This window comes from Elusimicrobiota bacterium (genome assembly GCA_041660925.1).
Taxonomy (GTDB): Bacteria; Elusimicrobiota; Elusimicrobia; order UBA1565; family UBA1565; genus JBAZUV01.
In genome coordinates this window covers 84,874-109,864 of sequence record JBAZVI010000009.1, presented here as the reverse complement: position 1 = coordinate 109,864, position 24,991 = coordinate 84,874, and the positions used below count along the sequence as shown (strand labels likewise).

General features: G+C 69.6%; 23 protein-coding genes. 9 read left to right on the top strand and 14 right to left on the bottom strand.

The annotated features are described in order from the left end of the window. Positions 1-22: 22 nt before the first annotated feature. Positions 23-697 carry a peptidylprolyl isomerase gene (locus WC969_12790; protein MFA6030727.1) on the top strand — a complete coding sequence of 225 codons (675 nt, stop codon included), beginning with the start codon at positions 23-25 and terminating at the stop codon, positions 695-697. After that, positions 694-1,374, top strand: coding sequence for an MBL fold metallo-hydrolase (locus WC969_12785; GenBank protein MFA6030726.1), 681 nt, complete (start codon positions 694-696; stop codon positions 1,372-1,374). The genes WC969_12790 and WC969_12785 overlap by 4 nt, the downstream gene beginning before the upstream one ends. Before the next feature lie 51 nt (positions 1,375-1,425). Here WC969_12785 and tilS read toward each other — a convergent pair whose 3' ends face one another. Next, the gene (tilS, locus tag WC969_12780; protein ID MFA6030725.1) at positions 1,426-2,181 is read right to left on the bottom strand and encodes a tRNA lysidine(34) synthetase TilS; all 756 of its coding nucleotides are present in this window, start codon (positions 2,179-2,181) and stop codon (positions 1,426-1,428) included. A gap of 33 nt (positions 2,182-2,214) precedes the next feature. On the opposite strand from tilS, the gene WC969_12775 reads away from it, so the two are divergent. Genes WC969_12775 through WC969_12760 form a run of 4 tightly spaced genes read left to right on the top strand, consistent with a single transcriptional unit; the run spans position 2,215 to position 5,240 of the window. Further along, positions 2,215-2,601 carry a response regulator gene (locus WC969_12775; protein ID MFA6030724.1) on the top strand — a complete coding sequence of 129 codons (387 nt, stop codon included), beginning with the start codon at positions 2,215-2,217 and terminating at the stop codon, positions 2,599-2,601. 60 nt (positions 2,602-2,661) lie between these two features. Next, entirely contained in the window at positions 2,662-3,954 is a 1,293-nt protein-coding gene (locus WC969_12770; GenBank protein ID MFA6030723.1) for an FAD-dependent oxidoreductase, read from the top strand. Positions 3,955-4,006: 52 nt separating this feature from the next. Further along, a complete protein-coding gene (locus WC969_12765) occupies positions 4,007-4,315 on the top strand; it encodes a 4Fe-4S dicluster domain-containing protein (protein ID MFA6030722.1) in 309 nt (102 codons plus the stop codon). Next, a complete protein-coding gene (locus tag WC969_12760; protein MFA6030721.1) occupies positions 4,308-5,240 on the top strand; it encodes an RDD family protein in 933 nt (310 codons plus the stop codon). Before WC969_12765 ends, WC969_12760 begins: the two co-directional genes overlap by 8 nt. An 87-nt stretch (positions 5,241-5,327) precedes the next feature. Here WC969_12760 and WC969_12755 read toward each other — a convergent pair whose 3' ends face one another. Beyond that, a complete protein-coding gene (locus tag WC969_12755; GenBank protein MFA6030720.1) occupies positions 5,328-6,758 on the bottom strand; it encodes a GNA1162 family protein in 1,431 nt (476 codons plus the stop codon). Positions 6,759-6,830: 72 nt separating this feature from the next. Here WC969_12755 and WC969_12750 point away from each other — a divergent pair, with 72 nt between their 5' ends. Together WC969_12750 and WC969_12745 are read left to right on the top strand one after the other, a co-directional pair. Continuing rightward, on the top strand, positions 6,831-8,426 hold the full coding sequence (locus WC969_12750) for a RuBisCO large subunit C-terminal-like domain-containing protein (protein MFA6030719.1): 1,596 nt from the start codon (positions 6,831-6,833) through the stop codon (positions 8,424-8,426). Positions 8,427-8,573: 147 nt separating this feature from the next. After that, positions 8,574-11,288 (top strand): M3 family metallopeptidase, encoded by a 2,715-nt coding sequence (locus tag WC969_12745; protein ID MFA6030718.1) that lies wholly within the window; start codon positions 8,574-8,576, stop codon positions 11,286-11,288. A 2-nt stretch (positions 11,289-11,290) separates the two neighbouring features. On the opposite strand, the gene WC969_12740 is transcribed toward WC969_12745, so the two are convergent. The 5 genes from WC969_12740 to greA form a co-directional block, all read right to left on the bottom strand. After that, positions 11,291-12,391, bottom strand: a complete 1,101-nt coding sequence (locus WC969_12740) for an NAD(P)/FAD-dependent oxidoreductase (protein MFA6030717.1) — start codon at positions 12,389-12,391, stop codon at positions 11,291-11,293. 75 nt (positions 12,392-12,466) lie between these two features. Next, the gene (glgC, locus tag WC969_12735) at positions 12,467-13,690 is read right to left on the bottom strand and encodes a glucose-1-phosphate adenylyltransferase (GenBank protein ID MFA6030716.1); all 1,224 of its coding nucleotides are present in this window, start codon (positions 13,688-13,690) and stop codon (positions 12,467-12,469) included. 26 nt (positions 13,691-13,716) lie between these two features. After that, complete coding sequence (locus WC969_12730) at positions 13,717-15,087, bottom strand: BamA/TamA family outer membrane protein (GenBank protein MFA6030715.1); 1,371 nt, start codon at positions 15,085-15,087, stop codon at positions 13,717-13,719. 79 nt (positions 15,088-15,166) lie between these two features. Further along, the gene (queG, locus tag WC969_12725) at positions 15,167-16,210 is read right to left on the bottom strand and encodes a tRNA epoxyqueuosine(34) reductase QueG (GenBank protein ID MFA6030714.1); all 1,044 of its coding nucleotides are present in this window, start codon (positions 16,208-16,210) and stop codon (positions 15,167-15,169) included. Between the two features lie 116 nt (positions 16,211-16,326). Beyond that, positions 16,327-16,800 carry a transcription elongation factor GreA gene (gene greA / locus WC969_12720; protein ID MFA6030713.1) on the bottom strand — a complete coding sequence of 158 codons (474 nt, stop codon included), beginning with the start codon at positions 16,798-16,800 and terminating at the stop codon, positions 16,327-16,329. Positions 16,801-16,983: 183 nt separating this feature from the next. Here greA and WC969_12715 point away from each other — a divergent pair, with 183 nt between their 5' ends. After that, entirely contained in the window at positions 16,984-17,856 is an 873-nt protein-coding gene (locus WC969_12715) for a decaprenyl-phosphate phosphoribosyltransferase (GenBank protein ID MFA6030712.1), read from the top strand. Here the strand turns inward: WC969_12715 and WC969_12710 are convergent, their stop codons facing one another. Genes WC969_12710 through WC969_12680 form a run of 7 tightly spaced genes read right to left on the bottom strand, consistent with a single transcriptional unit; the run spans position 17,857 to position 24,978 of the window. Then, positions 17,857-18,453 carry a haloacid dehalogenase-like hydrolase gene (locus WC969_12710; protein MFA6030711.1) on the bottom strand — a complete coding sequence of 199 codons (597 nt, stop codon included), beginning with the start codon at positions 18,451-18,453 and terminating at the stop codon, positions 17,857-17,859. It lies immediately after the preceding gene. Continuing rightward, positions 18,450-20,360, bottom strand: a complete 1,911-nt coding sequence (locus WC969_12705) for a hypothetical protein (protein MFA6030710.1) — start codon at positions 20,358-20,360, stop codon at positions 18,450-18,452. Before WC969_12705 ends, WC969_12710 begins: the two co-directional genes overlap by 4 nt. Continuing rightward, entirely contained in the window at positions 20,360-20,503 is a 144-nt protein-coding gene (locus WC969_12700; GenBank protein ID MFA6030709.1) for a hypothetical protein, read from the bottom strand. Before WC969_12700 ends, WC969_12705 begins: the two co-directional genes overlap by 1 nt. A gap of 39 nt (positions 20,504-20,542) precedes the next feature. After that, positions 20,543-22,411 (bottom strand): polysaccharide deacetylase family protein, encoded by a 1,869-nt coding sequence (locus tag WC969_12695; GenBank protein MFA6030708.1) that lies wholly within the window; start codon positions 22,409-22,411, stop codon positions 20,543-20,545. After that, the gene (locus WC969_12690; GenBank protein MFA6030707.1) at positions 22,408-23,823 is read right to left on the bottom strand and encodes a glycosyltransferase; all 1,416 of its coding nucleotides are present in this window, start codon (positions 23,821-23,823) and stop codon (positions 22,408-22,410) included. The genes WC969_12695 and WC969_12690 overlap by 4 nt, the downstream gene beginning before the upstream one ends. Further along, a complete protein-coding gene (locus WC969_12685) occupies positions 23,820-24,638 on the bottom strand; it encodes a HEAT repeat domain-containing protein (GenBank protein ID MFA6030706.1) in 819 nt (272 codons plus the stop codon). The genes WC969_12690 and WC969_12685 overlap by 4 nt, the downstream gene beginning before the upstream one ends. After that, positions 24,610-24,978, bottom strand: coding sequence for a response regulator (locus tag WC969_12680; GenBank protein ID MFA6030705.1), 369 nt, complete (start codon positions 24,976-24,978; stop codon positions 24,610-24,612). The genes WC969_12685 and WC969_12680 overlap by 29 nt, the downstream gene beginning before the upstream one ends. Between the last annotated feature and the right edge of the window lie 13 nt (positions 24,979-24,991).

The window sequence follows — 24,991 nt, the reverse complement described above, 5'->3', positions numbered from 1 at the left end:
ATCCTCTTTCTGGGGACGCGCTTTGCAGCCCCTCTCCCGCCACGCCGGGAGAGGGGCGAGCGCGCTCTGCGCGCGGGGTGAGGGGGCGAGCGCGGCGCAAGCCTGTCTCTTCGCCCTGGCTTGCGCCGCCCTCGCCTGCGGCGGGCGCTCCGCCGTCCAAGACTCACCCGTCTCCTCGCTCCCCGGCGTCTCCGGTTCCACCGCGACCGCCAAGGGCCTCTATGCGACCCTCGTCACCGAGGCCGGCGAGATCGAGCTGCGGCTGCTGCGCGCCGAGGCCCCCCAGGCGGCCGAGCGTTTCGCCGCCCTTGCGCGGGGGGAGGGCACGCGGCGTCCGCTCTACGACGGCGCCCGTTTCGAGCGGGCGACTCCGGGTTTCGTCATCCAATGCGCCGTCCCGGACCGCGCGGGAGTCGCCGCGCTCGTCCCTCTGCCGGGCAGGGTCTTCAACCGCCCCGGCGTCGCGGCTTTCGCCGGCGACGCGTCGGCGCCGGTCGGCGGACAGTTCTTCATCACGCTCGCGGCCGCGCCCTGGCTCGACGGCCGGCACGCCGCCTTCGGCGAGATCGTGCGCGGGCTCGACGCCGCGCGGGCCATCGCCGCCGCGCCGCGCCTCGAGCGCGACGCGGACGGGGTCGTCGTCGACCGTCCGCTCAAGCCCGTGCGCATCGTGCGGGTCCGCGTGGAGGAGCGATGAAGCGCGTCGCGGGCGGGATCTATCTGCTCGAGGCCGCCGCGCCCGCGAACGCCTTCCTCATCGAGGGCAGCGCGGACCTCACGCTCGTCGACGCCGGGCCCGAGGACAAGGCCGCCGCGCTGCTCCTCGAGCTCCAGGACAACGGCTTCCGCCCCAGGGACGTCCAGCGCTCCATCGTGACGCACGCCCATCCCGGGCACGCGGGCGCGCTGGCGCCGCTGCTGCGCGAGCACCGCTTCAAGGTCTACGCGCACCCCTTCGACATCCCCGTCCTCACCGGCCGCGAGACGCCCGCCCCCGCGCGCGCGGGCTTCCTGGGCTCCCTGCGCCGCCGGGCGCCGTCCTGGAAGGCCGTGGACATCGCGCTCTCCGTCGAGACCGGGCAGTCCGTGCGCGGCCTGCCGCAGTGGCAGGTCCTGCACCTCCCCGGGCACACTCCCGGCTCCATCGGCCTCTATCATCCCGTGCGGCAGGTCCTGCTCTGCGGCGACGCGCTCGTCCGAGGCGCCGACGGGGCGCTCGCGCTGCCGACCTACCGGCAGGACCCCGCGGCGGCGCGCGCGACGCTCGCCGTCCTGGCCAAGGTGGACTGCGACATCCTCTGCTGCGGGCACGGCGCCGTGCTGCGCGGCGGGGCCTTCCGCTTCGTCGACAAGCTTAATCGAGAAACGGCGTAGCTTCCCTTCCTTGCCACCCTCCCTCGAGGAGGGAGGGTGACCAGCCGGGGATCACTCTCCGACGATTCTTCTGATGTCGGAGGCGATGGCGGCGAGACCCTCGCGGATGCGGGGGTTCCTTTTTTCCAGGAGCGGCAGGACGCGCCGGCGCACCCAGTTGCGGGTGTGATGCTCGCGGAGGTTGCTGCGGTCGAGACGGAAGCCCTGGCCCAGGGCGCGGAGGCAGGCGCGGATCTCCGTCCGGCGCAGGGGCAGGAGCGGTCGCACGAGCAGGACCTTCGCGCCCGGGCCGGTCCGCGCGAGAGCGCGTCGGGGGGGGATGCCGCCCAGGCCCTTCGCGCGGGTCCCGCGCAGGAGATGGAGGAGCAGGGTCTCGGCCTGGTCGTCGAGATGGTGGCCGGTGGCGACCTTGTCGAAGCCCTCCGCACGGGCGAGCTCGGCGAGGGCGCGGTAGCGCAGGAGGCGCCCGGCGTCCTCGACGCTGCGGCCCTCCTCGCGCGCGGCGCGCGCGACGCCCAGGCGCCGCTCGAAGAGGGGCAGGCCGAGGCGGGCGGCCAGGCGCCGCACCGAGGCGGCGTCCCGGTCGGCCTCGGCGCCGCGCAGGCCGTGGTGGAAGTGCGCGAGCGCGAGCTTCAGGCGCTTCTTCGGCGCCAGGCGGGCGAGGTGGAGGGCCAGCAGCACGGAGTCCGGCCCCCCGGAGACCGCCGCGAGGACCCGGTCTCCCGGGCGCAGGAGGCCCTCGGCCCGGTCGAAGGCGGCCAGGCGGGAGTCCAGGGTTTTGCGAAGGGCTCTTTCTTCGGTTGTCATTTACCTATCGAGATATTATAATAACCGACAGCTATGCCAAAGAAAGTCCTGGTCATCGACGACGAGCCGGAGATGCTCAACCTCATCCGCTTCACCCTCGAGCAGGGCGGTTACGAGGTCGTCACCTGCGACAACGGGCGGCACGCCTGGAACGCGATCCTCCAGAACAAGCCGGCGATGCTGGTGCTCGACGTCATGCTCCCGGGCATCGACGGGTACTCGCTCCAGATCAAGATCTCCCAGGACGATCTGACCAAGAACATCCCCATCGTCGTCCTCACGGCTCTCGAGCCGTCGCGGACCCTCTTCAAGAAGTTCCCGCAGGTCGTCGGCTTCATGACCAAGCCCTTCAACACCGACGAACTGCTCGCCAAGGTCGTCGAGACCATCGGCAAGGCCAACCCCGAACCCGCCGCTTGAGAGGGACCGCCGTGCGGAACCCTCGCTCTCCCGCTTCCCTTCCTCCCGTAGGAGGACGCTTTGCCTGATTTCGACGCCATCGTCGTCGGCGCCGGTCCCGCCGGGACCTCGGCCGCGCTGACCCTGGCGCGCCGCGGGCTCAAGACCGTCCTCCTCGAGCGCGGCGAGTACCCCGGCGCGAAGAACGTGCAGGGCGCGGTGCTCTACGGCCGCATGCTCCACGATATCGTCCCGGAGTTCTGGAAGGACCCCGACTGTCCGCTCGAGCGGCCGGTCGTCGAGCAGCGCACCGTGCTCACCCACGGCGAGGACTCCGTCGGCTTCTCCTACAAGTCCCGGCGCTTCCTCGAGGGCGTCCCCAACGCGTACACCCTCATCCGCGTCCGCTTCGACCGCTGGTACGCGAAGCAGGCGGAGGCGGCGGGCGCGGAGCTCTACGCCGGCGTGACCGTGCGCGAGCTCCTCAAGGACGGCACCCGCGTCGTCGGCGTGAAGACCAGCGAGGGCGACGAGCTCACCGCCTCGGTCGTGCTCGCCTGCGACGGGGTCAACTCCCTGCTGGCCCAGAAGGCGGGCCTGCGGCCCGAGCTCAAGCCCGAGGAGGTCGCGCTCGGCGCCAAGGAGGTGCTCGAGCTCCCCTCCGAGCGCATCGAGGAGCGCTTCGCCCTCGAGAAGGGCGAGGGCGCGACGATCGAATATTTCGGCTCCGTGACCCAGGGGATGCTCGGCTACGGCTTCCTCTACACGAACAAGGACTCGCTCTCGCTCGGCGTCGGCTGCCGCTTGAGCGACTACCAGCGCACGGGCCTGCGCCCCTCCGAGCACCTCGAGGCCCTCAAGAAGCACCCGGCCGTGCGCCGGCTCATCGAGGGGGCCAAGACGCTCGAGTACAGCGCCCACCTCATCCCCGAGGGCGGCCTGCGCTCCATGCCCCCGCTCGCGCGCGACGGCCTGCTCGTGGCGGGCGATGCCGCGCAGATGATCAATCCCGCCTTCCGCGAGGGCTCGAACCTCGCCATGACCGCCGGCCGACTCGCCGCCGAAGCCGCCGTCGAGGCGAAGGCGCAGGGGGACTTCTCCGAGAAGACCCTTTCTTCCTACGTCGAGAAGCTCCGCGGCTGCTACCTCCTGCCCGACCTCGAAGAGACGAAGGACCTCGAAGAGCGCATCGCCGCCGTGCCCGATTTCCTCGAGTTCTATCCCGGCCTCGCCTGCGCGCTGGCCCGCCTGCGCTTCACGGTCGACGGCCGGCCGAAGAAGGAGCACCTGCGCGAGGCGCTGGGTCTCCTGCGCAAGCGGGGCTTCCTGCGCATGGCGCGCGAGCTCTGGCCGCTCCGGAAGGCCGCGCTATGACCGAGCATACTGCGCAGGAAATGGTCGCATCCGAGTCCGTTGGAGAGCGACCATGACGGAACACGCGAAGGAGACGGTCGAGGCGAAGCTGGGCCTGCTCGAGTACCGGAAGGGCCCGGAGCCGCACATCCATCTCAAGGACGCCGGGGCGTCGGCGCCCTGCGTCTCCCGATGCGAGAAGCGGCCCTGCGTGAGCGTCTGCCCCGCGAAGGTCTACGAATACGACGAGGCCGGAGCGAAGGTCCTCGTCGCCTGGGAGAACTGCATCGAGTGCGGCGCGTGCCGGATGCTCTGCCCCTTCGACAACATCCTCTGCGACTGGCCGGCGGGCGGCTTCGGCGTGAGGTATCGCTATGGCTGACGAGAACGAGCTGCGTGCCGCCCCGTCGCCGGGGCTGAGCGGCGACGGGACAGGGCGCGAGGAGGACGGATTGCGCCCGGCCGGCTTCTGGGCCCGCGGCGGAGCGGTCGTCGTCGACGGCTTCATCGTCCTGAGCGGGGTGGCGGTCGTCGGCGGGCTGCTGGCCCTGCTCGGCGTCCCCTCCGTGCTCCTGCAGGTCTTCGGGATCCTCGCGCCCTTCGTCTACAACGGGCTCTGCATCGGGCGCTGGGGCCGCACGCCCGGCAAGCGCCTGGCCGGGCTCGCGGTGGTCGGGGCCGACGGCCGTACGGTCGGCTACGCCCGGGCTTTCGCCCGGGCCTTCGCCACGCTGCTCTCGACGCTCATCGTCTTCATCGGCTATCTCCTGGCCTTGTGGACGCCGGGGCGCTCCCTGCACGACCGTCTCGCGGGGACCCGCGTCGTCCGCCTCCCCGAGGTCCCGGCCTGGCGCGGGCATCTCGCCTCCGGCCTCGGCGTCGTCTCCGTCGCGGTCTTCGTCCTCGTCCTCGCCTACCCGGGGAATCGCGGCGCGGACCTCTCCTTCGAGGAGCGGGCCTCGGCGACGAACCTTCAGACCCTGCGCATCGCCCTGCTGAGGCGTGCGACGGACATGGGCGAGCGGGGCCGGGAGCCCTATCCCGACGCCCTCACCGAGCTCGTGCCGGACGTCCTCACCGAGATGCCGCCGCTCGCCATCGGCGGGCATCCCGAGACGCGGCTCACGGAGTCCTACGGCGCGGAGCTCTGCCGGGACGGGGACGCGGGCCCGGTCGTCGATGCCGCGCGCCTGCGCGACACCGGCCGCTGGGGTTGGATCCGCGGCGGCGCGGGCGCCTGCCAGGCGCTCGTCTTCATGGACTGCACCCACAAGGACGACGCCGGCCGTCTCTGGTCTTCCTACTGAAAATCCGCGTTCATTGGAACGTACTCAGTCGGATTTTCAGTAGGAAGCGGGCTTAAGCAGAGTTTGAGATTCGAGAGCCGGGAATCCTCAGTGACGGGTTCCCGGCTCTCGAATCTCGAAGTGGGGGAAAGGGCGCACGAAGCGCCGTGAGGTCTCCGCGGATTCCTCGGGCAGGGGGTCGTTCTTCGCCTTGCCGGCGATGAGGCCGACGAGTTCCGAGGCGAGCTCCGAGGACTCTCCGGGCAAGGTCTCCTTCACGGTCCCGGCCGTCTTCTGGAACAGGACCTTCCCTTCCCGTCCGTCCATCACCCTCAGCGTCGCCCGCACCTCGCGCCGGAAGTAGATCCCGAGCGGGATGGTCCGGAACTCCTCGACGGAGCCGCCCGCGAGCAGGTCCGCGCCGACGAGGCGCGCGAGCTTCGCCGGCGTCAGGGCTTTGAGCTGGCCGGCGTCGGTGAACCCCGCCTTCTGGAGCTTCTCGTCGAGCGCGGGGATGTCGAGCGGCGCGTAGCCGGCGTCCTTGAGCGCTTCAGCGAGGCGCTTGCGCACCTGTTCGGCCGCCTGGAGGTCCGGGGTCTCGTTGTCGAGCGGGAGCACCGCCACGCTCGCGCCTGGAGCGGCGAAGCGCTTCCCCTTGAGCGTCCCGAGCAGGGAGAGCCCGCGCAGCATGCTCAGGCGCTCGCGGTCGGAGGAGAAGAGGGACGGCTTGCGCTTCTCCTCCGCGGCGGCCGCCCCGTCCCAGTCTCCGAGGAGCTCGCGCGCGACCGAGAGGTCGGCGAGGGCGTCGTCGTTCTTGAAGTCGGCGCCCGCCTCCTTCTCCCATTGCTCCGCGGCCCCCGCCCAGTCGCCTGAGGAGAGCGCGAGGTCGTAGGCCCGCGCCATGCCCTCGCCCTTTCCCTTGCGCAGCTTGAGCTCGGAGGGGCGCGGCTCGAGCGGGAGGGCCGAGAAGAGCGCGGCCGCGAAGGAACGGCAGACGGAGAGGGAGTTGTCGGCGAGCCAGCGCGTCTTCTCGGCGGCGCGGGCCTTGAGCTTCGAGCCCCAGGGCGCCTCGAGCGCGGACTGCACCCGGCTCCAGGCGGTGCTCGTGTCGAAGACGAAGGGCTGGTAGCGGGCCCGGGCGCCGAAGCCGACGAGGGTGCTCGAGGAGGAGCGCGTGGAGGCCGGCGAGGCCTCGACGAGGAGGACGGGGGCCCGGGGCCGCCAGAGCGGCAGGGAGGCGGCCAGCTCGTCGTAGTCCTCGACGACCTGGTACGAGCGCAGGCGGCCCAGCGAGCGCGACGAGGATTCCGCGGCGATGGCGGAGGCGAGGGCCTCGGGGGTGAGGGCGGCGGCGTCCCCCGCGCCGAAGCGGGGGTTCTTCCAGACGAGGAGGAGGTGGTACTCTCCCGGCGTCGGCCCCTTCAGGTCCTTCCAGAGGTCGTGCTTGACCAGCGTCGGCGCGGGCCCGCACGCCGCGGACGCGAGGAGCGCGAGAACGGGGACGATCCGCGCGGCGCCTGCCGGGAGCCCTCTTCGCATGAGGCCGCTAGTATATATTTTGCGGCGCCCGACGTTGTTGAGGGGAGGGTTTCAATTCGATAGACTTGAAGCATGACGACGGCGCCCGCCGACCCCATCCGCGCGTCCTACCTCGTGCGCTGCTCGGCGGCGGATGCCGAGGGCGCCGCGCGCGCCATCGCCTTCGAGCAGACCGTCGAGGTCCCCGAGGACTTCATCAAGGACGACGCGCTGCGCGAGCGCATCGTCGGCCGGGTCCGCTCGGTCGCGCCGCAGCCGGGCGCCCGGGACCTCCACCGCGTCGAGATCGACTACAACCCCCTGCTCGGCGGCGGGCGCCTGCCGCAGCTGCTCAACCTCGTCTTCGGCAACGTCTCCATCTATCCGGAGGTGCGCCTCGTCGACCTGCGTCTGCCCGACGCCTTCCTCGCGCGCTTCCGGGGGCCGAGGTACGGCGTCGAGGGCCTGCGGCGCCTGCTCGGCGTGCACGGCCGGCCGCTGCTGGCGACCGCGGTCAAGCCGATGGGCGCCGGCCTCGAGCACTTCGAGCGGGTCGTGCGCGACTTCGCGCTCGGCGGCGGCGACATCGTCAAGGACGACCAGAACCTGGCCGACGAGACCCCCGCGGACTTCCTGCGCCGCGTCGAGCGCTGCCAGCGCGCCGTGGAGGAGGCCGACCGGAGCACGGGCCGCCGCGCGCTCTACCTGCCGCATCTGACCGGGACGCAGGAGGAGCTTGAGGAGCGCCTGCGCGCCCTCCACGGCCTCGGCGTGCGCGGCGTCCTCGCCTGCCCCGCCATCCTCGGCCTCGAGAACACCCGGTCCTTCGCCGAGAAGCACGGGCTCGTCCTCATGGCGCACCCGGCCTTCTCGGGCACGCTCTACGCGGGTCGCGAGCCCCGCGTCGATCCCGGCCTCTACCTCGGCACGCTCATGCGCCTGGTCGGCGCCGACGTCTCCATCTTCCCCAACGCCGGCGGCCGCTTCGCTTTCACGCCCGAGGACTGCGCCGGCGTCTCGCGCCGCCTCGCCGAGCCGCTGGGAACGCTCAAGGCCGCCTTCCCCGCCCCCGCGGGCGGCATGCGCTTCGAGAGTCTCGCCGGCATGGCCGAGCGCTACGGCGCCGAGAGCGTCTTCCTCGTCGGGGGGGCGCTGCTCTCCCATCACGAGGACGTCCGGCGGGGGACCGAGGCCTTCCTCGGCGCGATGCGCAAGCTCTTCAAGGAGCGGCTCGAGGCGCCCTCCGCGGAGGAGGCGTTCTCCTCCGCCTGCGAACTGCCTTCCGCGAAGAAGGGCGCGGTGCTCGACCGCCTCGCCTTCCGCCCGGACTGGAGTTGGGAGGGCCGTCCTGCCTCGGCCTACAAGGCCGACGAGACGCTGCCCTTCCAGGGAGTCTCCCGCCGGGAGCTCGTGGGCGCGCACGGCGAGAAGACCGCCTTCGACCTGCGCTACTTCGAGCTCGCCCCCGGCGGGCACACGAGCCTCGAGAAGCACGCGCACACCCACACGGTCGTCTGCGTACGCGGGCGCGGCGTGCTGGTGAAGGGGAAGAAGCGCGTCGAGCTCGGGGGGATGGACATCGGCTACGTCGGGCCTTTCGAGACCCACCAGCTGCGCAACGAGGGCGCCGAGCCCTTCGGCTTCTTCTGCATCGTCGACCGCGAGCGCGACCGCCCGGTCGCTCCATAACGGCCTGAAAACCCGACGGTGACTAAGAGCGGTTCGACTTCAACACAGTCGAATAGGACATAAGATTCCCTTCAGAAGCACTTCCGTCCCTTATTGAGTCCTGTCGGTCCTGTTACCATCCTTCATATGCGTACTCGGAGGAATGGAATGGACCGCTTTATCCGTGCAGTGATGGGGATTCTCCTGGCCGGCACCGTCTCGAGCGCCCGCGCGCAGGAGCCCTCCGGCTCGTGCGAGAACGCCGGAGTGCGAGTCCTCCTGCGGACGGGGGCGGGGGATCCCCGGCTGGCCGCGACCGAAGCGGCCCTCGAAGGGCTCTTCGGCGCCGGGATGCTCCGCGAGAGCGCGGAGGCCGAACGGGTCTATTGCTCCCGGACGGGTTCCTGGGCCGTCGAACCGGAGGCCCGCACGGAGGCCCTGACGGTCCTGCGCCGCGCCTGGGGCGAGGCCCTGCGCGTCGAGGAACGCGCGGCCGGTCCGGCGGCGCCGGCGCTCGTGCCCGTCGCGGGGGTCTCCGCAGGGCTGAAGCCGATCGAGGTCTCCCTGAAGAACGGGGACTACGGGCTCCTGTTCGACGGTCGAACGCGGACCGCCCAGACGGACGCGGTCCCGGTCGTCCCCTCGACGCTGGAGGGCAAGGGGAGCGCGCTCAGGCGCCTCGACGATTCGCAGGTCGATTTCAACGCCGCGGCCCAGGACATCGACAAGGCCTGCGGACAGGCGAAGGTCGAGCTCTCCGCGGGCCTCGACGCCCTGGCGCGGGAGAAGACCCCGGATTTCAGGAACAGCGTCGCGGCCTTCGACCGGGCGCTGGCGCAGTACAAGGAGAAGCTCAAGCCGCGGCTGGCCCTGTCTCAGGTGTCGACGGAGAAGGCCGTGCGGGACGCCTCCCGCCGCTGCGAGGTCGAGGCGTCCAAATTCATGCTGGACGTCTACATGCGCGAGGACCTCTATAAGGCCATGAAGGCCGCGATGGCGCGCGGCGAGGCCTTGAACGAGGAGGACTCGCGGCTCGCGCAGCAGACCCTGAAGGCCTTCAAGGACAACGGCCTGGACCTGCCCGCGAAGGAGCGCGCGCGCTATAAGGGCATCCAGCAGAAGCTCGTGGACCTGGGCACCGCCTTCGAGGAGCGCATGGCGGAGACCAAGGATTTCGTGCTCATGAGGCGGGAGCAGCTCGAGGGCCTGCCGGAGAGCTACATCGCCCGCGTGCAGGCGCATCTGCTGACGGAGAAGCAGCTCGAAGGCCTGCCGAAGGCCTTCATCCAGGAGCGGCTCGTGAAGGTCGGCGAGAAGTATCTCCTGACGCGCGACGCCCTCGAGGATCCGCCGAAGGGGATGCCCGCCGACTTCGAGGAGCGCCTGAAGGGCGCGGAGAAGACCTGGCGGGTGAGCACGCAGTATCCGGACGTCCTTCCTTTCCTGCAGAACGGCAGGGACGCGGAGGCGCGCAAGGCCGTGAGCGTGCTGTTCAACAACCGCGGCGGCAAGGAGAACAAGGAGCGCCTGGCGGAGATGATCCGACTGCGCGAGGAGTCCGCAAAGCTGTTGGGCTACGAGAACCACGCCTCCTTCATGCTCGAGGACCGTGTCGCCAAGACGCCCGCGACCGTGACCGCCTTCCTCGAGCGCCTTCGCGGGAAGCTCGAGGGGAAGGCCGCCGCGGAGCGCGCCGAACTCCTGGCGCTCAAGAACGGCATGGAAGGGAAGGCCTCCGACGGGGTCCTGCATCCCTGGGACGTCGCGTACTACTCCAACGCGCGCATGAAGCAGCGCTACGCCGTGGACCGGGAGGAGGTCCGCAACTATTTCCCTTCCGAGCGCGTCGTCGGCGGCATGCTCGACGTCTATCAGAAGGTGCTCGGCGTGCGCTTCGAGGAGGTCCAGGGCGCGAAGACCTGGCATCCGGACGTGAAGACCTACCGGGTCGTGGACGCGAAGAGCGGAGAGGCCCTCGGGCAGTTCTACCTGGACCTCTATCCGCGCGAGGGGAAGTACACCCACGCCGCGGCCATGGACATCCTCCCGGCCTATGAGCGGAAGGATGGCTCCTACCGCCTGCCGGTCACGGCGATGGTCGCGAACATGGACAAGCCGTCGAAGGAGAAGCCTTCGCTCTTGTCGCACGATGAAGTGGAGACGATCTTCCACGAGTTCGGGCACCTCATGCACAACACGCTGGGGCGCTCGAGCTACCACAGTCTCTCGGGCTTCAACACCGTGATGGACTTCGTGGAAACGCCTTCGCAGATGTTCGAGAACTGGGCCTGGAACGAGAAGGTCCTCGCCGAGCTCTCCGGCGACTACCGGGATCCCTCGAAGAAGATCCCGGCGGAGCTCGCGCGCAAGCTCATCGCGGCGAAGAACGCGGACACCGGCGTGACGTATCTGCGCCAGGCGTTCCTGGCGAGCTACGACATGGCCCTCTACACGCAGGGGACGCAGGACACGACCGAGCTCTGGGGAAGGATGAGCCGGGAGATCAACCACATCCCGGCCACCGAAGGGACCATCCCGGAGGCCAGCTTCGCCCACATCGCCAACGGCGGCTACGACGCGGGCTACTACAGCTACCTCTGGTCGCTGGTCTACGCACAGGACCTCTACACGCGCTTCCAGAAGGATCCTTACGACGAGCGCGCGGGCCGGGAGCTGCGCGATAAGGTTCTGAGTCGGGGAGGGACGCGCGACGAGATGAAGGACGTCGAGGACTTCCTGGGGCGCAAGCCCAACGAGGAGGCCTTCCTCAAGTCCATCGGGATCGAGACCCAGGTCCCCGCGGCCAAGGTTCCCGCGGCCAGAGGGTTCTCCGGGCTGATAGAGAACGCCCGGAAGTGGGCGGATTCTCTCGGGAAGAGCTGACTTCAGAGCCCGAGAAGGGACGCGACGTGCTCGGCGATGGCCGGCGAGGCCGTCAGGCCGGGCGACTCGATGCCGACGAGGTTGACCCAGCCGGGCAGGCCGCGGGCGCTCTCCTCGTTGATGATGAAGTCGGCGGATCCGGAATCCGGCGCTGCTAACTTGGGCCGGATCCCGGATGTGTCTGGGACAAGATCGTCCGGGCCGATGCCGGGCAGGTAGCGCCGCGCCGCCTCGGCGAAGCGCTCGCGCTTGGCCTCATCCACCTCGTAGTCCAGCGTCTCCACGAACTCGATGTCGGGGCCGAAGCGCGCGCCGCCGCGGCGGTCGAGGGTGAGATGGACGCCCAGGCCGTGGCGCTCGGGCAGCGGGTAGACGAGATGGGCGATCCCGAGGTCTCTGCGGGAGCGGAAGTAGGAGCCCTTGCACCAGCGCAGGCGGTAGCCGGCGGCCTCGGCGTCGAGGCCGGGGAGGGCGGCGACCTTGTCCGCGTGGAGCCCCCCCGCGTTGACGACGAAGCGCGCGCGGACCTTCTCCCCCGAGGGACCGAAGGTCAGTTCGTAGGAGGCGCCGGAGCGCTCGGCCGCGGTGAGGGGGGATGAGAAGAGGAGGAAAGCCCCCTGCTCCTCGGCCCGGCGGCGGAAGTGGAGCATGAGCTCCTCGCTGTCCACGATGCCGGTCTCGGGGCTCCACAGGGCGCCCGCGGCTCTGAGCCCGGGGACCTTCGCGCGGGCCCCGGCTCCGTCGAGCGCCTCCAGGCCTTCCGCCCCGGCCTCCTCGGCGCGGCGGCAGAGCTCGGCGAGCGCCGGGAGCTCCGAGGACTCGGCGGCTACGATGAGCTTGCCCGTGCGCTTCACGAAGACGCCCGCCTCCGGGGCCAGCGCGTAGAGCATGCGGCGTCCCTCATGGCAGAGGCGGTTCTTGAGCGTGCCCGGGGGGTAGTAGAGGCCGGCATGCACGACCTCGCTGTTGCGGCTGGAGGTCTCGACGCCGTGGCGGGGATGGGACTCGAGGAGGGCGAGGGAGCGTCCGTCGCGCGAGAGGCGGGCCGCGAGCGCGAGTCCGACGACGCCGGCGCCGACGACGGCGACATCGACCTGTTCCATCAGTCCGAATCCCCTCGGCAACCCTCTATGGTCTTCGAGGGGGATTCGGACTGATGGAGGGGGGGGATTCCCAACCTAGTCGAAACGGGAGTTCTTGGCGACGACGACGATGCCCGCCTCGGTCACCGAGAAGCGGCGGCGGTCGCGCTCGAGGTCGTAGCCGATCTCGGCGTGGGCGGGCACGCGCACGCCCTCGTCGATGATGGCGCGGCGGATCTTCGCGTAGCGCGCGATGTCCACGCCCTCGAAGAGGATGGAGTCCTCGACGTGCGTCCAGCTGTGGACGTGGACGCGGGGGGAGAGGATGGAGTTGATGACGCGCCCGCCGCTGACGATGCAGCCGGGCGAGAGCATGGAGTCGATGGCGATGCCCGTGCGGCCGTCGTCGCGGAAGACGGTCTTCGGCGGCGGGGCCTGGATGGGGGCCGAGCGGATGGGCCAGTTGGCGTCGTAGAGGTTGAGGATGGGGTCGACGCCGATGAGGTCCATGTTGGCGTTGTAGTAGGCGTCGAGCGTCCCCACGTCGCGCCAGTACTTGGTGGTCTTGCGGTTCTCGTCGATGAAGCTGTAGGTGAAGACCCGGTGCGTGGGCACCATCTGGGTGATGATGTTCTTGCCGAAGTCGTGGTTGCTGTGCGGGTCCTCGGCGTCGCGGCGGAGCATCTCGGCGAGGGCCTGGGGCTTGAAGACGTAGATGCCCATCGAGGCGAAGCAGTTCTCGGGGTTGTTCGGGATGGGCGAGGGGGTCGCGGGCTTCTCCTGGAAGCCGACGATGCGGTTGGTCTCGTCGGCCTGGATGATCCCGAACTGGTTCCCGTCGCGCAGCGGGACCTCGACGGCTCCGACGGTGAGGTCGGCGTCGTTGTCGTGGTGCGCGCGGAGCATGAGCCGGTAGTCCATCTTGTAGATGTGGTCGCCGGCGAGGATGAGGACGTAGTCGGGCTTCTCCTGCTCGATGAGGTAGAGGTTCTGGTAGATGGCGTTCGCCGTGCCCATGTACGCCTCGTCGGTGCCGGCGTACTGGGGCGGGATGATCTCGAGGTACTCGCCGCGGGCGGTGGAGAAGTACATCTGCCAGCCGTCGCGCAGATGGCGGATGAGCTCGGCGGACTTGTACTGGACGAGGACGTAGATGTTGCGGATCTCGGAGTTGAGGCAGTTGCTCAGCGTGAAGTCGACGATCTTGTAGGAGCCGCCGAAGGTCACGGCGGGCTTGGGGTTCTCGAGGGTGAGCGGCTCCAGGCGCTGGCCCTTGCCGCCGGCGAGGATGAAGGTGAGGACCTTGGTGCCGGTCATCATTGCGATTGTTCTATTTTACCACTTTATCAGAAGGGGTAGTTGATGTCCATGAACACGGCCAGGCCTTCCTGGCCGACGCCGAAATCGATGGAGCCGACGACCTGCGGGCGGGCGATGGCGCGCACGGAGGCGCCGTACACCGGTCGGGCGTAGCGCGAGGCCATGCGGCCGGGGGTGTCGAAGACGGTCCCCAGGCCCATGAAGGGCGCGAACTCGTACTCCGTGACGACGCCGGCGACGGGGATCTTCCAGACCGTGATGCGCTCCTCGATGTTCATGACGGCGAGGCCGCGGTCGATGTAGCGGCCCGTGCCGTAGGCGCGGTGGATGTACTTGCCGCCGAGCGAGGGCTGGAGGTAGAAGGGGGCGTTGCCGACGAGCTGCTCGTAGCGCGCGTGCACGCCGGTGACGAAGCGGGAGTCGGCGCCGTGGGGCATGAAGTGCTTCTGCTCGAAGCCGTAGCGCTGGAAGGAGAACTCGCTGCCGAGCTCTCTTTGCGCGTTCTCGACGAAGATCTTCGAGTAGGCGCCGCGCGTGGTCGTGACCGCGCTGTCCCGGGTGTCGTAGTCCATGAAGAGCTGCATCTCGGCGTCCTGGTGGTAGTGCTGGGGGGCGTGGGTGGGGAAGTCCAGCTTCAGGTCGGGGAGGGCGTCGACCGGGCCGTCGGTGAGCCGCACCCCGGCGATGTGATGCGAGAGATTGAACTTCCAGCCGCTGCCCTTGAAGATGGGGAGGCCGAGGCGGATGAAGTGCTGGATCGTGTGGCTCGTGTAGTTCGCCTCCTTCGCGCGCACGGAGTCGGGGCCCATGCCGAAGAAGCGCTCGGAGCCGTCCACGTTGAACTGCGCCTTCCAGCCCAGGGCCCAGCCGCGGTCGAGGAAGTCCACGTCCTCGAAGGCGCCGAGGAGCTCCTTGTCGTCCTTGAAGGAGATGGAGGCGCGGAAGTTGAGCGCGGAAAGGTCGTCGGGATAGAGGTAGTAGCGGTAGGTCGGGATGAGCTTGAAGATGCGGTTGTAAGTCAGCGAGGGGGCGTGGATGGTCCGGATGCGGTTTCCGCCGTTTTCCTTGTAGACCCAGATGGGCATGACGCCGTAGGTGATGCCGCGGTTGGGGTCGGTGTCGATGACGGGGATGCGCACGAGCATCCCGCCCTTGATGTCGCCCATCATGAGGCGGATGGGCCAGGGCTCGCCGCTGCGGTCGCGCTCGAGGGTCGGCGGGAACTCCGCCGGCGGCTGGATCTCGTCGGTGAGCGGACTGACGGGGGCGCGCGGCTCGGGGATGGGGCGCTCGACCTGGCGGGGCTTGGGCGGGCGCTTCTTTCTCGCCTTCCGCTGCGTGGCGGAGGCGGGGAGCGCGAGCAGGAGCGCGCAGAAGAGCGACAGGAGCCCGTGCATGAGGCGAGAGTTTATCAAATCGACGGGAATCGCAGGGGCGATTCCCGCCGCCGTCTCGGCGGATGGAGCCGGGAATCCCTCAGGGATTCCCGGCCAGGCGGGCGGCGCTGCGCCGTGCCTGGCCGGCGACGAGCGGGTCCGCGTGGGCCGCGAGGGCCTCTACGGTCGGGAGCAGCTCCCGGGCGCCCGAGTTCCCCGCGGCGGCGAGGGCGTTGCGCAGGAGCGCGGGGAGGCCGGCGCGCAGGACGGGGGTCCCCGTGAAGCGCGCGGCGAAGGCGGCCTCGTCGAGGCGGAGGAGCTCGTCGAGGGGGAGGGCGGCGGCGAGACGCGGGGAGAGGGCTCCCGCCGGGGCCGCGCGGTTGAAAGGGCACGCCTCGACGCACTCGTCGCAGCCGAAGACGCGCGCGCCGAGTCCGCGCTCGACTTCCTCCGGGAAGGGGACGCTCCGGCGCTCGACCGTCCAGCAGGCCACGCAGCGCGCGGCGTCGAGGACGCGGGGGGCGGCGAAAGCCGAGGTCGGGCAGGCGTCGAGGCAGCGGCGGCACTCGCCGCAGCGCTCCGCGGACGGGGCGTCGGGCTCGAGCTCCCGGTCGAGGGCGAGGCCGGCGAGGAAGAAGCGGCAGCCGAGGCGCTCGGAGATCAGCATCGCGTTCTTCCCGACCCAGCCGAGGCCCGAGCGCCGGGCGTAGAGGCGCTCGAGCACGGGGCTCGTGTCCACGAACGGGCGGGCCTTTCCGCCGGGAGCCGCCTCCTCCGCGTACCAGGCGCGCAGCGAGTCCAGGCGTCCGCGCAGTTCGTCGTGGTAGTCGGGCAGGGTCGCGTAGCGGGCGAAGCGGCCGGAGGGCGGGCCGCCCGGGGCCGGGGCCTCCGGGGCGCCCCAGGGGAAGGCCAGCATGAGCACCGAGCGCGCCTCCGGGAACCAGGCGCGCAGGTCGGCGCGGCGGTCGGGGGAGCGGGCGAGCCAGTCCATCCCGTCGTTGAAGCCGCGCGCGAGCCAGTCGGCGAAGGCGGCGCCGCCGCCCTCCTCGGAGGCGGGGTCGGCGGCGCAGACTCCCGCGGCGCCCGCGCCGAGGGCGAGGGCTTTCGAGATGAGGGCAGACTTCAGTTCGCGGTCAGAGAGCATGGAGGGAGTCGCTGTTCTCCCTCCCTCTTCGAGGGAGGGCAAGGGGAGGGTAGGACTGCTGTTCCTGCTCCTGCCCTCCCCCAGCCCCCTCCCTCGGGAGGGGGAGTTCAGGAAGGTTAGATGGCAGGCTCGGTTTTCAGTATCCGATAGCGCCTTGCGCCGGCGGGGAGCTCGACGGCGACTTCCTCGCCGACCTTGTGGCCCAGGATCCCGGCGGCGAGGGGGGCGTAGATGGACATCTTCCCCGCGGAAGGGTCGGATTCATCGGGGCCGACGAGCGTCCACTCCATCTCGTCCTTCTCCTCGATGTCCTCGAGGGTGACCTTCACCCCGATGCCGACCTCGTCCTTCTTCACCTTGATGTCGTCGATGATCCGGACGTTGGCGAGCTTGCCCTCGATGATGCCGATGCGGTTCATGATGTCGCCGAGGCGCTCCTTGGCGGAGTGGTACTCGGCGTTCTCCTTCAGGTCGCCCTTCTCGCGGGCCTCGCCGATCTCGATGGAGAGCTGCGCCTTGTGCTTCTTCAAGGACTCGAGGTCCTTGAGCAGCTTGGCGTAACCGGCGCGCGTCAGATAGGATTCAGGCATGTCTCACCTCGAGTGCACGTTGAGAGCTGTTGGGGGGTTGGTTGGAGGAAGTTGGGATGGGTTCTAAAACGAACCCCCCTCGACGGGGGTACGTGTATTATAACACGAATATAACAAACGTCAAGGGCCTGTCGTGAGCGTTTTCTTCCCCGGCGCCCTTCATATGATAGGATGGGTCCGCGCATGAATGCGACCGTCGGCCGCTCCTTCGCGTATGTCCGTCTTCTTCGTCCCCATCAATGGTTGAAGAACGGATTCGTCCTGATCGGACCCGCCTTCGGCTATCCTCTCTACCAAGCGGCGCCGGCGCGGATAGGTCTCGCGTTCCTGAGCTTCTGCCTGGCCTCCAGCGCGGTATACGCCTTCAACGACGCCTCCGACGCGGAAGGCGACCGGCTCCATCCGGTCAAGCGTCTGCGGCCGGTGGCCGCCGGGGAGATCCCGCTCGGCATGGCGTGGGGGACGGCGCTCGCGCTGGCCGCGGCGGGGCTGGCGGCGGCCTGGCAGGCGTCGCCGACGGCTGCGGCCTGCATCGCGGCGTATCTGGCCGTGAACGCGGCCTACTCGATGAAGCTCAAGGATGTTCCGATCCTCGACGTATTCATCATCGCGGCGGGATTCATCCTTCGTCTGTTGACCGGCACGATCGGCCTGGGGATACCGCCCTCGCAGTGGCTCCTCCTCTGCGGCTTGATGTTCTCGCTGTTCCTGGGGTTCGGCAAGCGCCGATCGGAGCTGACGGCGATGGGGCCGCAGGCCCGCGGGGTCCTGCGGGAATACGGCGAGGGGCTGCTCGTCCAGCTCACGTCCATCAGCGCGGCCTGCGCGGTGATCAGCTACAGCCTGTACACGATGAGCCTGGAGACGATCCGCCTCCACGGAACGAACGACCTCATCTATACGGTGCCCTTCATCGTGTTCGGCATATTCCGCTATCTGTATCTGGTGGAGAGCCGCGGCCTCGGCCAGGACACGGCGCGCGACGTGCTCGGCGACATGCCGATGCTCGCCGCCGTCATCTTCTGGGTCGGCAGCACTTTCCTGATCCTGCGCTGATCAGGCGCGGCGCAGCGCGCGGAGGAGCTCGCTGAGCCGCCCGCCCCGCTTCTCGAAGACCTTCCAGACGTTCCCATGCGCCGTTGCGGTACGGACGACCGCCTCCCCCGCGCGCACGAGGATGGCCCGGCGCGCCCCCCGCCAGACCGGCAGGTCCCGGAACGAGTCGCCGGCATAATCGAAGCCGTCCGCGAACTTTTCATGGAGGACTTCGAGCTTCGTCTCGCCCAATAGATTCGTGGCGCCGTCGCTGGCGATGACGTCCGAGAAGATCCCGAGATGCTCGGCCACGGCCTGGGCATACTTCCGGTCCGACGCCGTGACGAGGACGAGGGGGCGCCCGGCGGCCCGCTCCTCCTTAAGGAAGTCGAGGAACTCGGAGTCGTAAGGGAGGGCGGCGGCGGAGAGGTCGACGCGCTCGGCGATGCGCCGCTTGAGGTGCGCTTTCCCTCGGAGCAGCCAGAAGGGGAGTCGGAATGCGGCGAGCGGGTCCTTTCGGAGCAGGGAGAGGACGGATTCCGCCAGCAGGTCCGTCCGGATGAGCGTGCCGTCGAGGTCGACGCACAGGGGGACGCTCCGCCCTTCCTCCCCGCTCACGAAAAACCCTTGGCCGGCGGCGTTCCGCCTGCCGCAGCGGGCAGGACCTCGTAGAGGTCGACCGTGCCCATGTTCCCCCGCCAATGGCCGATGTTCCGGAAGCGGCCGGGGAAGCGGGCGATGGCGCGGGCTTCGGCTTTCCCGTTCTCGGGAGCCCAGGCGGGGCTCCACAGGACGAAGAAGCGCGCGTTCAGCGCGTTCAGCAGCTCGAGCCACTCGTCGTCGGTCGCCGCGGCGAAGGCATCCGGCCACATGCTGTCGCCGTGGGTGATCTGTCGCGGGCGGGCGAGCGGCGGGAGCCCCGCCAGCGGCAGCTCCAGCTCCCCGTAGTTGAAGGCGACGACATCGTCCTTCTTAAGCCGCGGATTCAACGCCGCCCATGCATCCGCGAGGGAGTTGTACCCGACCCGATAATATTCGAACGCGTCGACGCGGCCGCCGGCGCGCAGGGTCTGCCACCCTTCCAGGACGCCGGGTTCCTGGAAGACCCCGCCCACTACGCCCAGCAGCCCCCAGGCGACGCCGAAGGTCCATGCTCCCAGCGCGAGCTGTCGTCGTACGCCTCTGAGGCCGGACAGGAGGTAGGCGAGGCCGCCGATGGCTCCCGCTGCGAGGAACGTGAGATAGCGCGGCTCGTGGCCGGGGTTCAGCGTGAAGAAGAAGAAGATCGAACCGGGGACGAGGGCCAGGAACCCGACCGCTCCCCAGTCCCGCCTCCTCAGGGCGCGGGCTGCCGCCCAGGGGAAGAGCAGGAGTCCTGCCGCACAGACGGGGCCGAACCCGTTCTCGTTGCTGTAGAGCGCGATCCGATTGAAGGTCTCGCGGAAAGGATATGCGAACCAGCCGGCGCCGGACTCGACGAACCAGGAATCCCGCGTGAGGAATTCTTTCGGCGACATGATCCCGGTGAAGAGGTCGTATCCGGCGAGCCGGAACGTGAACGGATAGATGGGATTCCCATGATGGAGGATGTTGCGGGCGTAGCAATAGGCTCCGCCGATGAGGACCGCGGCCGCCGCGAACGGCAGTGCGAGGACGAACGACTTCCTCCTTTGCGGGCGCGAGAGCAGCGTCACCAGGAGCTGCAGGACCAGCGGAGCATGGTAATACAACGACGCCTTGGTGCCCATCGTCAGTCCGAAGGCGGCCCCCCACAGGACCAGGTAGAAGCCGCGGCCGCAGCGGTCCCAGCAGAGGGCGGACGCGGCGGCGCAGACCCAGAAGGAGGCGTAGAAGACGTCGACATAGGGGACGCCCGTCTGCAGTACGGCGATGGGCAAGGCCAGGAGCGCCGCGCCCACGGCGGCGGCCCAGCGCCGCCCGCCCAGGCGGCGTCCGATCACGAGGCCGGCGCAGGCCATCCAGAGGAGCGGATAGAGTTGCGCCGTCCGCGCGGGGTCGAGGGAGCTTCCGTCGAGCAGGGCCAGCCAGGCCGAGAAGAGCTCTCCGTTCCAGGGGTAATAGCGCGTGTAGCCCGAGAAGCCGGCGAGATCGAGATTCCCCTGCTGCAGCCAGCGCAGGACGATCGGGGCGTGATAGCTGAGCGCGTCCCAGGAGTCCAACGGCAGCGAACTCGCGAGGTGGATCCGGAAGGCCAGGACGAGGACCGCCGGGACCAGCGCGGCCCAGACCAGGACGGGAACCGTTATCCGCGCAGCCCGATGCTTCACGGGTCCGCGTCCCTCCAGGGCCAGCGCGACATGGAAGAGCGCCAGCACCGCCGTGATGCAGAGGGTGAGGAGGGGTTGGAGCTTCCCTGCTCTACCGAGGGCGGTGATGAGGACGACGACCTCGAACGAGGCGACGAGCCCGCCCCCCATGGCGGCCTCGTCGAGACGGAGACGCCAGCAGCGCCGCAAGGTCGCGGCGGCGCTCAGCCAGAGGATGAGGGGCAGTGTCCAGGACATCAGAAGAGACGGGCCGCCTGGGACAGGAAGGAGCGATGGTTCCAGGCGTAGAAGAGTACGGCGGCCCAAAGGAGGACGCAGATGAGCGAATCACTCCAGGGAGCGCGCGCATCCCTTCGCGGGCCGATCGGGGTTTCCGCCACGCGCGGATTCTACAAATAGTTGCGTCCGTGGGAGGCCCTTTACTTCCAGTTGAGGCGGACCCTCGACTCCTCTTCGCGGATCTCCTCGAGCACGACGACCCTCCCCGCGCAGCGCACGGGGAGCTTCGATGAGCATGCTCGCACCGGGGCCGAGAGCTCGAAGGAGAGCCCCCGGCTCCCTGCCGGGGCGGCCACGCGCAGGGTCGCCGCTGCGGGGCCGTCCTCCTCGAGAGTGAAGCGCGTCGCTGCGCGGGCCTCCTCGAACGCGGCGGCTTCGGAGAGCGTCGTCGTCCGCGTCCCCCGCGGCAGGCCGGCGAGGACCTTTTCGAGCGCCGCGGCCTTTCCTGGACTCCGATCCGGGTGCAGCAGCCAGACGAAGGTCCCTTCGACGGAGGAGACGCTTCTGAGGAGCGCGAGGACCTTCTCCGGCGCGGAGAACCCCGAGGGAGCGTCCTCGTCCTCGAGGGCCATGGGGAACTCGCGGACGGAGGACTCGCGCTCCATCGCCCGTCCTCGCAGCATGCGATAAGGGCGGTAGGTCAGCGCCCAGGCGGCGTTCACGCTCGAGTCCCAGGCGTAGCCGCAGCGCGCGAGCCCCGCGTCGAGGCGCACCGGGAAGGAGAGGAAAGGCGCGCGGAAGCCTTTCACGGGAGCGTCGTCGGCGGCCTCGCGGAGGAGTCCGCGGCTGAGACAGAGCTCCCCGAGCAGGGTCCCTCCGTGCGTGCGTCCGCGTGCGTCCAGGCGAGGGCGGTAGTCCTTCATCGACTCCTCCCCGGTGCCGAGGGAGAGCGCGGACAGGTCGGGCCCGTGCGCGACCGAGTGGCTCGCGATCTCGTGACCGGATGCGGAGATCTTCCGCAGGAGTCTGCGCATGCCCGCGTCGAACATCGGAGCCGGGAGGACGTCCGTCACGTATTTCGTCTGGACGAACCAGGTCGCCCGGACGCCGCGCTTCTGCTCGAGCGCGAGGAACTCCTCGGCGCCGTCGATGGATGCGCCCCAGCCGACGGCGTGCGTGAGGGCCAGCAGGCCCGAGGCGTCGCCGGGCAGCCCCCTCAGCCGGGCCCAGCGCGCGGGGCGGCCCCGGCCGCCGACGGCCGCCGCGTACCAGCCCCTGAAGACGAGCGTCCAGGCGTCGACGGAAGGGTCGAACCGGCCTTTCCCCCGCGAGGCGTCGAAATGGCGTCCAGACGGAGGACGCAGGACGAGATCCCGGAGGTCGAAGCCGAGGGTATAGACGCGACCCAGGCCGAGCTTGCGCCGGACGATCGCGGCCTCGCGCGTCTCGAAGGAGGCCACCCCCTGGGCGAGCCCGCTCGCGGGGACGAGCCCGTGCGTCCAGATGCCCTGCCGCGTCGCCGGGGAGGCGAGCGGGAGGTCGCGGAGCTCGGCGGCGTCGAGCAGAGCGAAGCCCTCGTCGCCGAACGCCTGGAGCGAAAGCGCGCGGCGGCTCCTGCGGGGCTTCTCGGAGTGGAGGCCGGTGAACTCGCGCATCAGGTCCGGCGGCGTCTGCAGTACGAGGGTCCCGCCGCCCTCCACGAAGTCCCGCAAGACCTTCTTCTCCTGCGCGTCCGGCCGGATGGAGCGGTCGCCGGAAGGGATGAAGACGAGCGGATGGCGGACGGCGGCGGAGAGGTCCTTCGTCACGCCGAACGGGAGCCCGGCCGCTTCGAGGACCCGCGCGGCCGCCAGCGCCTCCTGATCCGGACGCAGCAGGAGCACGGCGACGCCGCCGTCGTCTCGCAGAGGCCGCTCCTCGAGGAGGCGCGGGTTCTCGGAGCCGAACGCCTCGGCCGGAGGCGTCTCCCGGGGGCCCCAGAGGGCGGCTCCCGTCTTCCGGTTCGTCCACAGGTAGAGCCCGTAGAGCAGGAGGAGCCCGCCCACGACGCAGAGCCAGCGGCGGGTCATCGCTTGTGGAACCCCCGGCGCTCCATCTTTCCCCATTCGCCCTTGCCGCGCAGGAAGTCCACGGTGCCGAGGAGGCGGAGCACCGAGATGGTCTGCCGGTAGCCGAAGTTCTCGATGACGGCGTAGGCGATGAGGCGCAGCCAGTGCCGGTAGCGGGGGTAGGCCTTGGGCGTCATCTCTCCGAGGAGGACGGCCGTCAACGAGAGCATCGTCCCGCAGAGGAGCGCGACGACGAGGAAGGCGAGCATGAAGTCCGTCTGCAGCGCGTTGAGCCACCAGCCGAGCACGAAGACGAGGTAGCCGAGCACCTCGAGGATGATGCCCCAGCCCTCGAAGACGAAGAAGAAGGGGTAGGCGAAGAGGCCGATGGAGCCGTAGCGCGGGTTGAAGAACATGTTCTTGTGCTCGGAGAGCACCTCGAGCAGGCCCTTCTGCCAGCGGCGGCGCTGGCGGGTGAGCACGCGCAGCGAGGAGGGGGCCTCGGTCCAGCAGACCGGGTCGGGGACGAACTCGATGAGGTAGTCGTGCTCGCCGTGCTCGTGCATCCAGGCGTGCATGCGCGTGACGAGATCCATGTCCTCGCCGACGGTGTCGCGCCGGTAGCCGCCGATGGCGATGCAGAGGTCGCGCTCGAAGAGGCCGAAGGCGCCGGAGACGATCAACAGGGCGTTGAAGCGCGAGAAGCCCGTGCGGCCGCAGAGGAAGGCGCGGAAGTACTCGACGACCTGGAAGACCGGCAGGGCGCTGCGTCCGAGGCCCACGCCGACGATGCGGCCCTTCTCCACCTTGCAGCCGTTGGCGACCCGGATGATCCCGCCCACGCCGATGACGCGCACGGGGGACTCCATGATGGGACGGATGACGCGCTGCAGGGCGTCGGGCTCGAGGATGGCGTCCGCGTCGATGGAGCAGACGTAGGGGAAGCGGCTCAGCGAGAGTCCGACGTTGAGGGCGTCGGCCTTGCCCCCGTTCTCCTTGTCCACGACGATGAGGTTATGGTGGAGCTCGGAGCGGTAGATGGCGCGCACGGGCTCCGTCTTCAGCGTGAATTCGACAGGCGCGGGATCGGGGACGAGGCGGAAGTCCTTCTTCAGCGTGTCGAGGGTCCCGTCGGAGGAGCCGTCGTTGACGATGATGACCTCGTAGCGCATGTAGTCGATGTGCAGGAGGTTGTTCGCCGTCAGCGCGATGCAGACCTCCTCGTTGTACGCCGGGACGATGATGGAGACCGGCGGCGTCAGCGGGCTCAGCGACAGGCGCTCGAAGCCCCCGTAGATGTTGCGCAGCAGATGGCGGTAGATCTCGCGGAAGGCGACCAGCGAGAGGACGAGGTAGACGCCGTTGAGCAGGAAGAAGTAGTAGACGAGGATGACCTCGACGAGGCGCGCGAGCGGGGCGTAGAGCGCGCTCATGTCGCGGGTCTCTCGATGTCCGCTGCGAACTGCTTGAGCAGCTCCTCGAGCACGCGGGGCGGGAAGGCCTGCGGGTAGAGGCGCATGAGCTCGCGGATGTGCCGGTGCGCGGCGGGGCCGAACTCGAGCATGAGCGAGGCGACGCGGGTGAGCATCGCCGGGGGGAGCGTGCGGGCGGTCCGCAGGAAGTAGGGGAGCGCCGCGGGGTCCCCGATGTTCGCGAGGGCCCGCAGGGCCACCAGACGCAGGTCGAGATGCTCCTTCTCGACGATGCTCAGGAGGGCGACGATGGCCTGGCTCGTCTTCATCAGTCCCAGAGCCTCCATCGCGCGTCCGCGGCAGTGGCGGTCGCGGGAGTCCAGGTCCCGGATGCGGTCCGCCACGTAGCCGAGCCGGTACGCGGCCTCCCGGATGGTCTCGAAGGGCGGACCCTGGAGGTAGCGCATGGACTCGAGCATGACCTCGTGCGCGATGTCCGCGTCGAGCGGGCGGCGGGGCCGGAACGCCTCCACGACCTTCTCGAAGGGCTCCTCCATCAGGACCAGCTCGACGCCCTGCTTGAAGAAGTCCTTCCGGCGGTTCCGGTAGGCGGTGCGGACGCGGTGATAGCTGCGGAAGAGCAGCATGTAGGCGAACAGGGCGACGACGAGCCAGAAGAGCACGATGCTCGCATAGATGACGAAGACGAGGCTGATCCGCGCACCGGCCTCGGGAGGGAGGACCCCGGCGGGGAACTGCGCGGCGGCGGAGACGGGGAGGAGGAAGAGAGCGCCGAGGGCTAGGCTCTTACGCGATGAAGGGAGCGACGGCCGCATCGAGTTCCTTCGGGTTGAAGGGCTTGAGGAGGTAGGCATTCGCTCCCGCGAGCATGCCCCTTTCACGGTCTTCGGCGAAGGCCTTGGAGGTCAGGATCACGATGGGGGTCTGGACGCCTCCGGCGCGAAGCTCCTTGCAGGCTTCCACCCCGTCCTTCCCCGGCATGATGATGTCCATCATCACGAGAGCCGGCGCGATCTTGCGCACGAGCTCGAGCGCCTCGGTCGCGTCCCCGTGGATGAGGGGCTCGCAGCCGCGCTTCTTGAAGAAGATCTTCAGGATGAGCTGGATCTCGGGATTGTCCTCGAAGATGAGGACCTTCTTGGGTTCGCCGACCATGCGGGGGTGATTC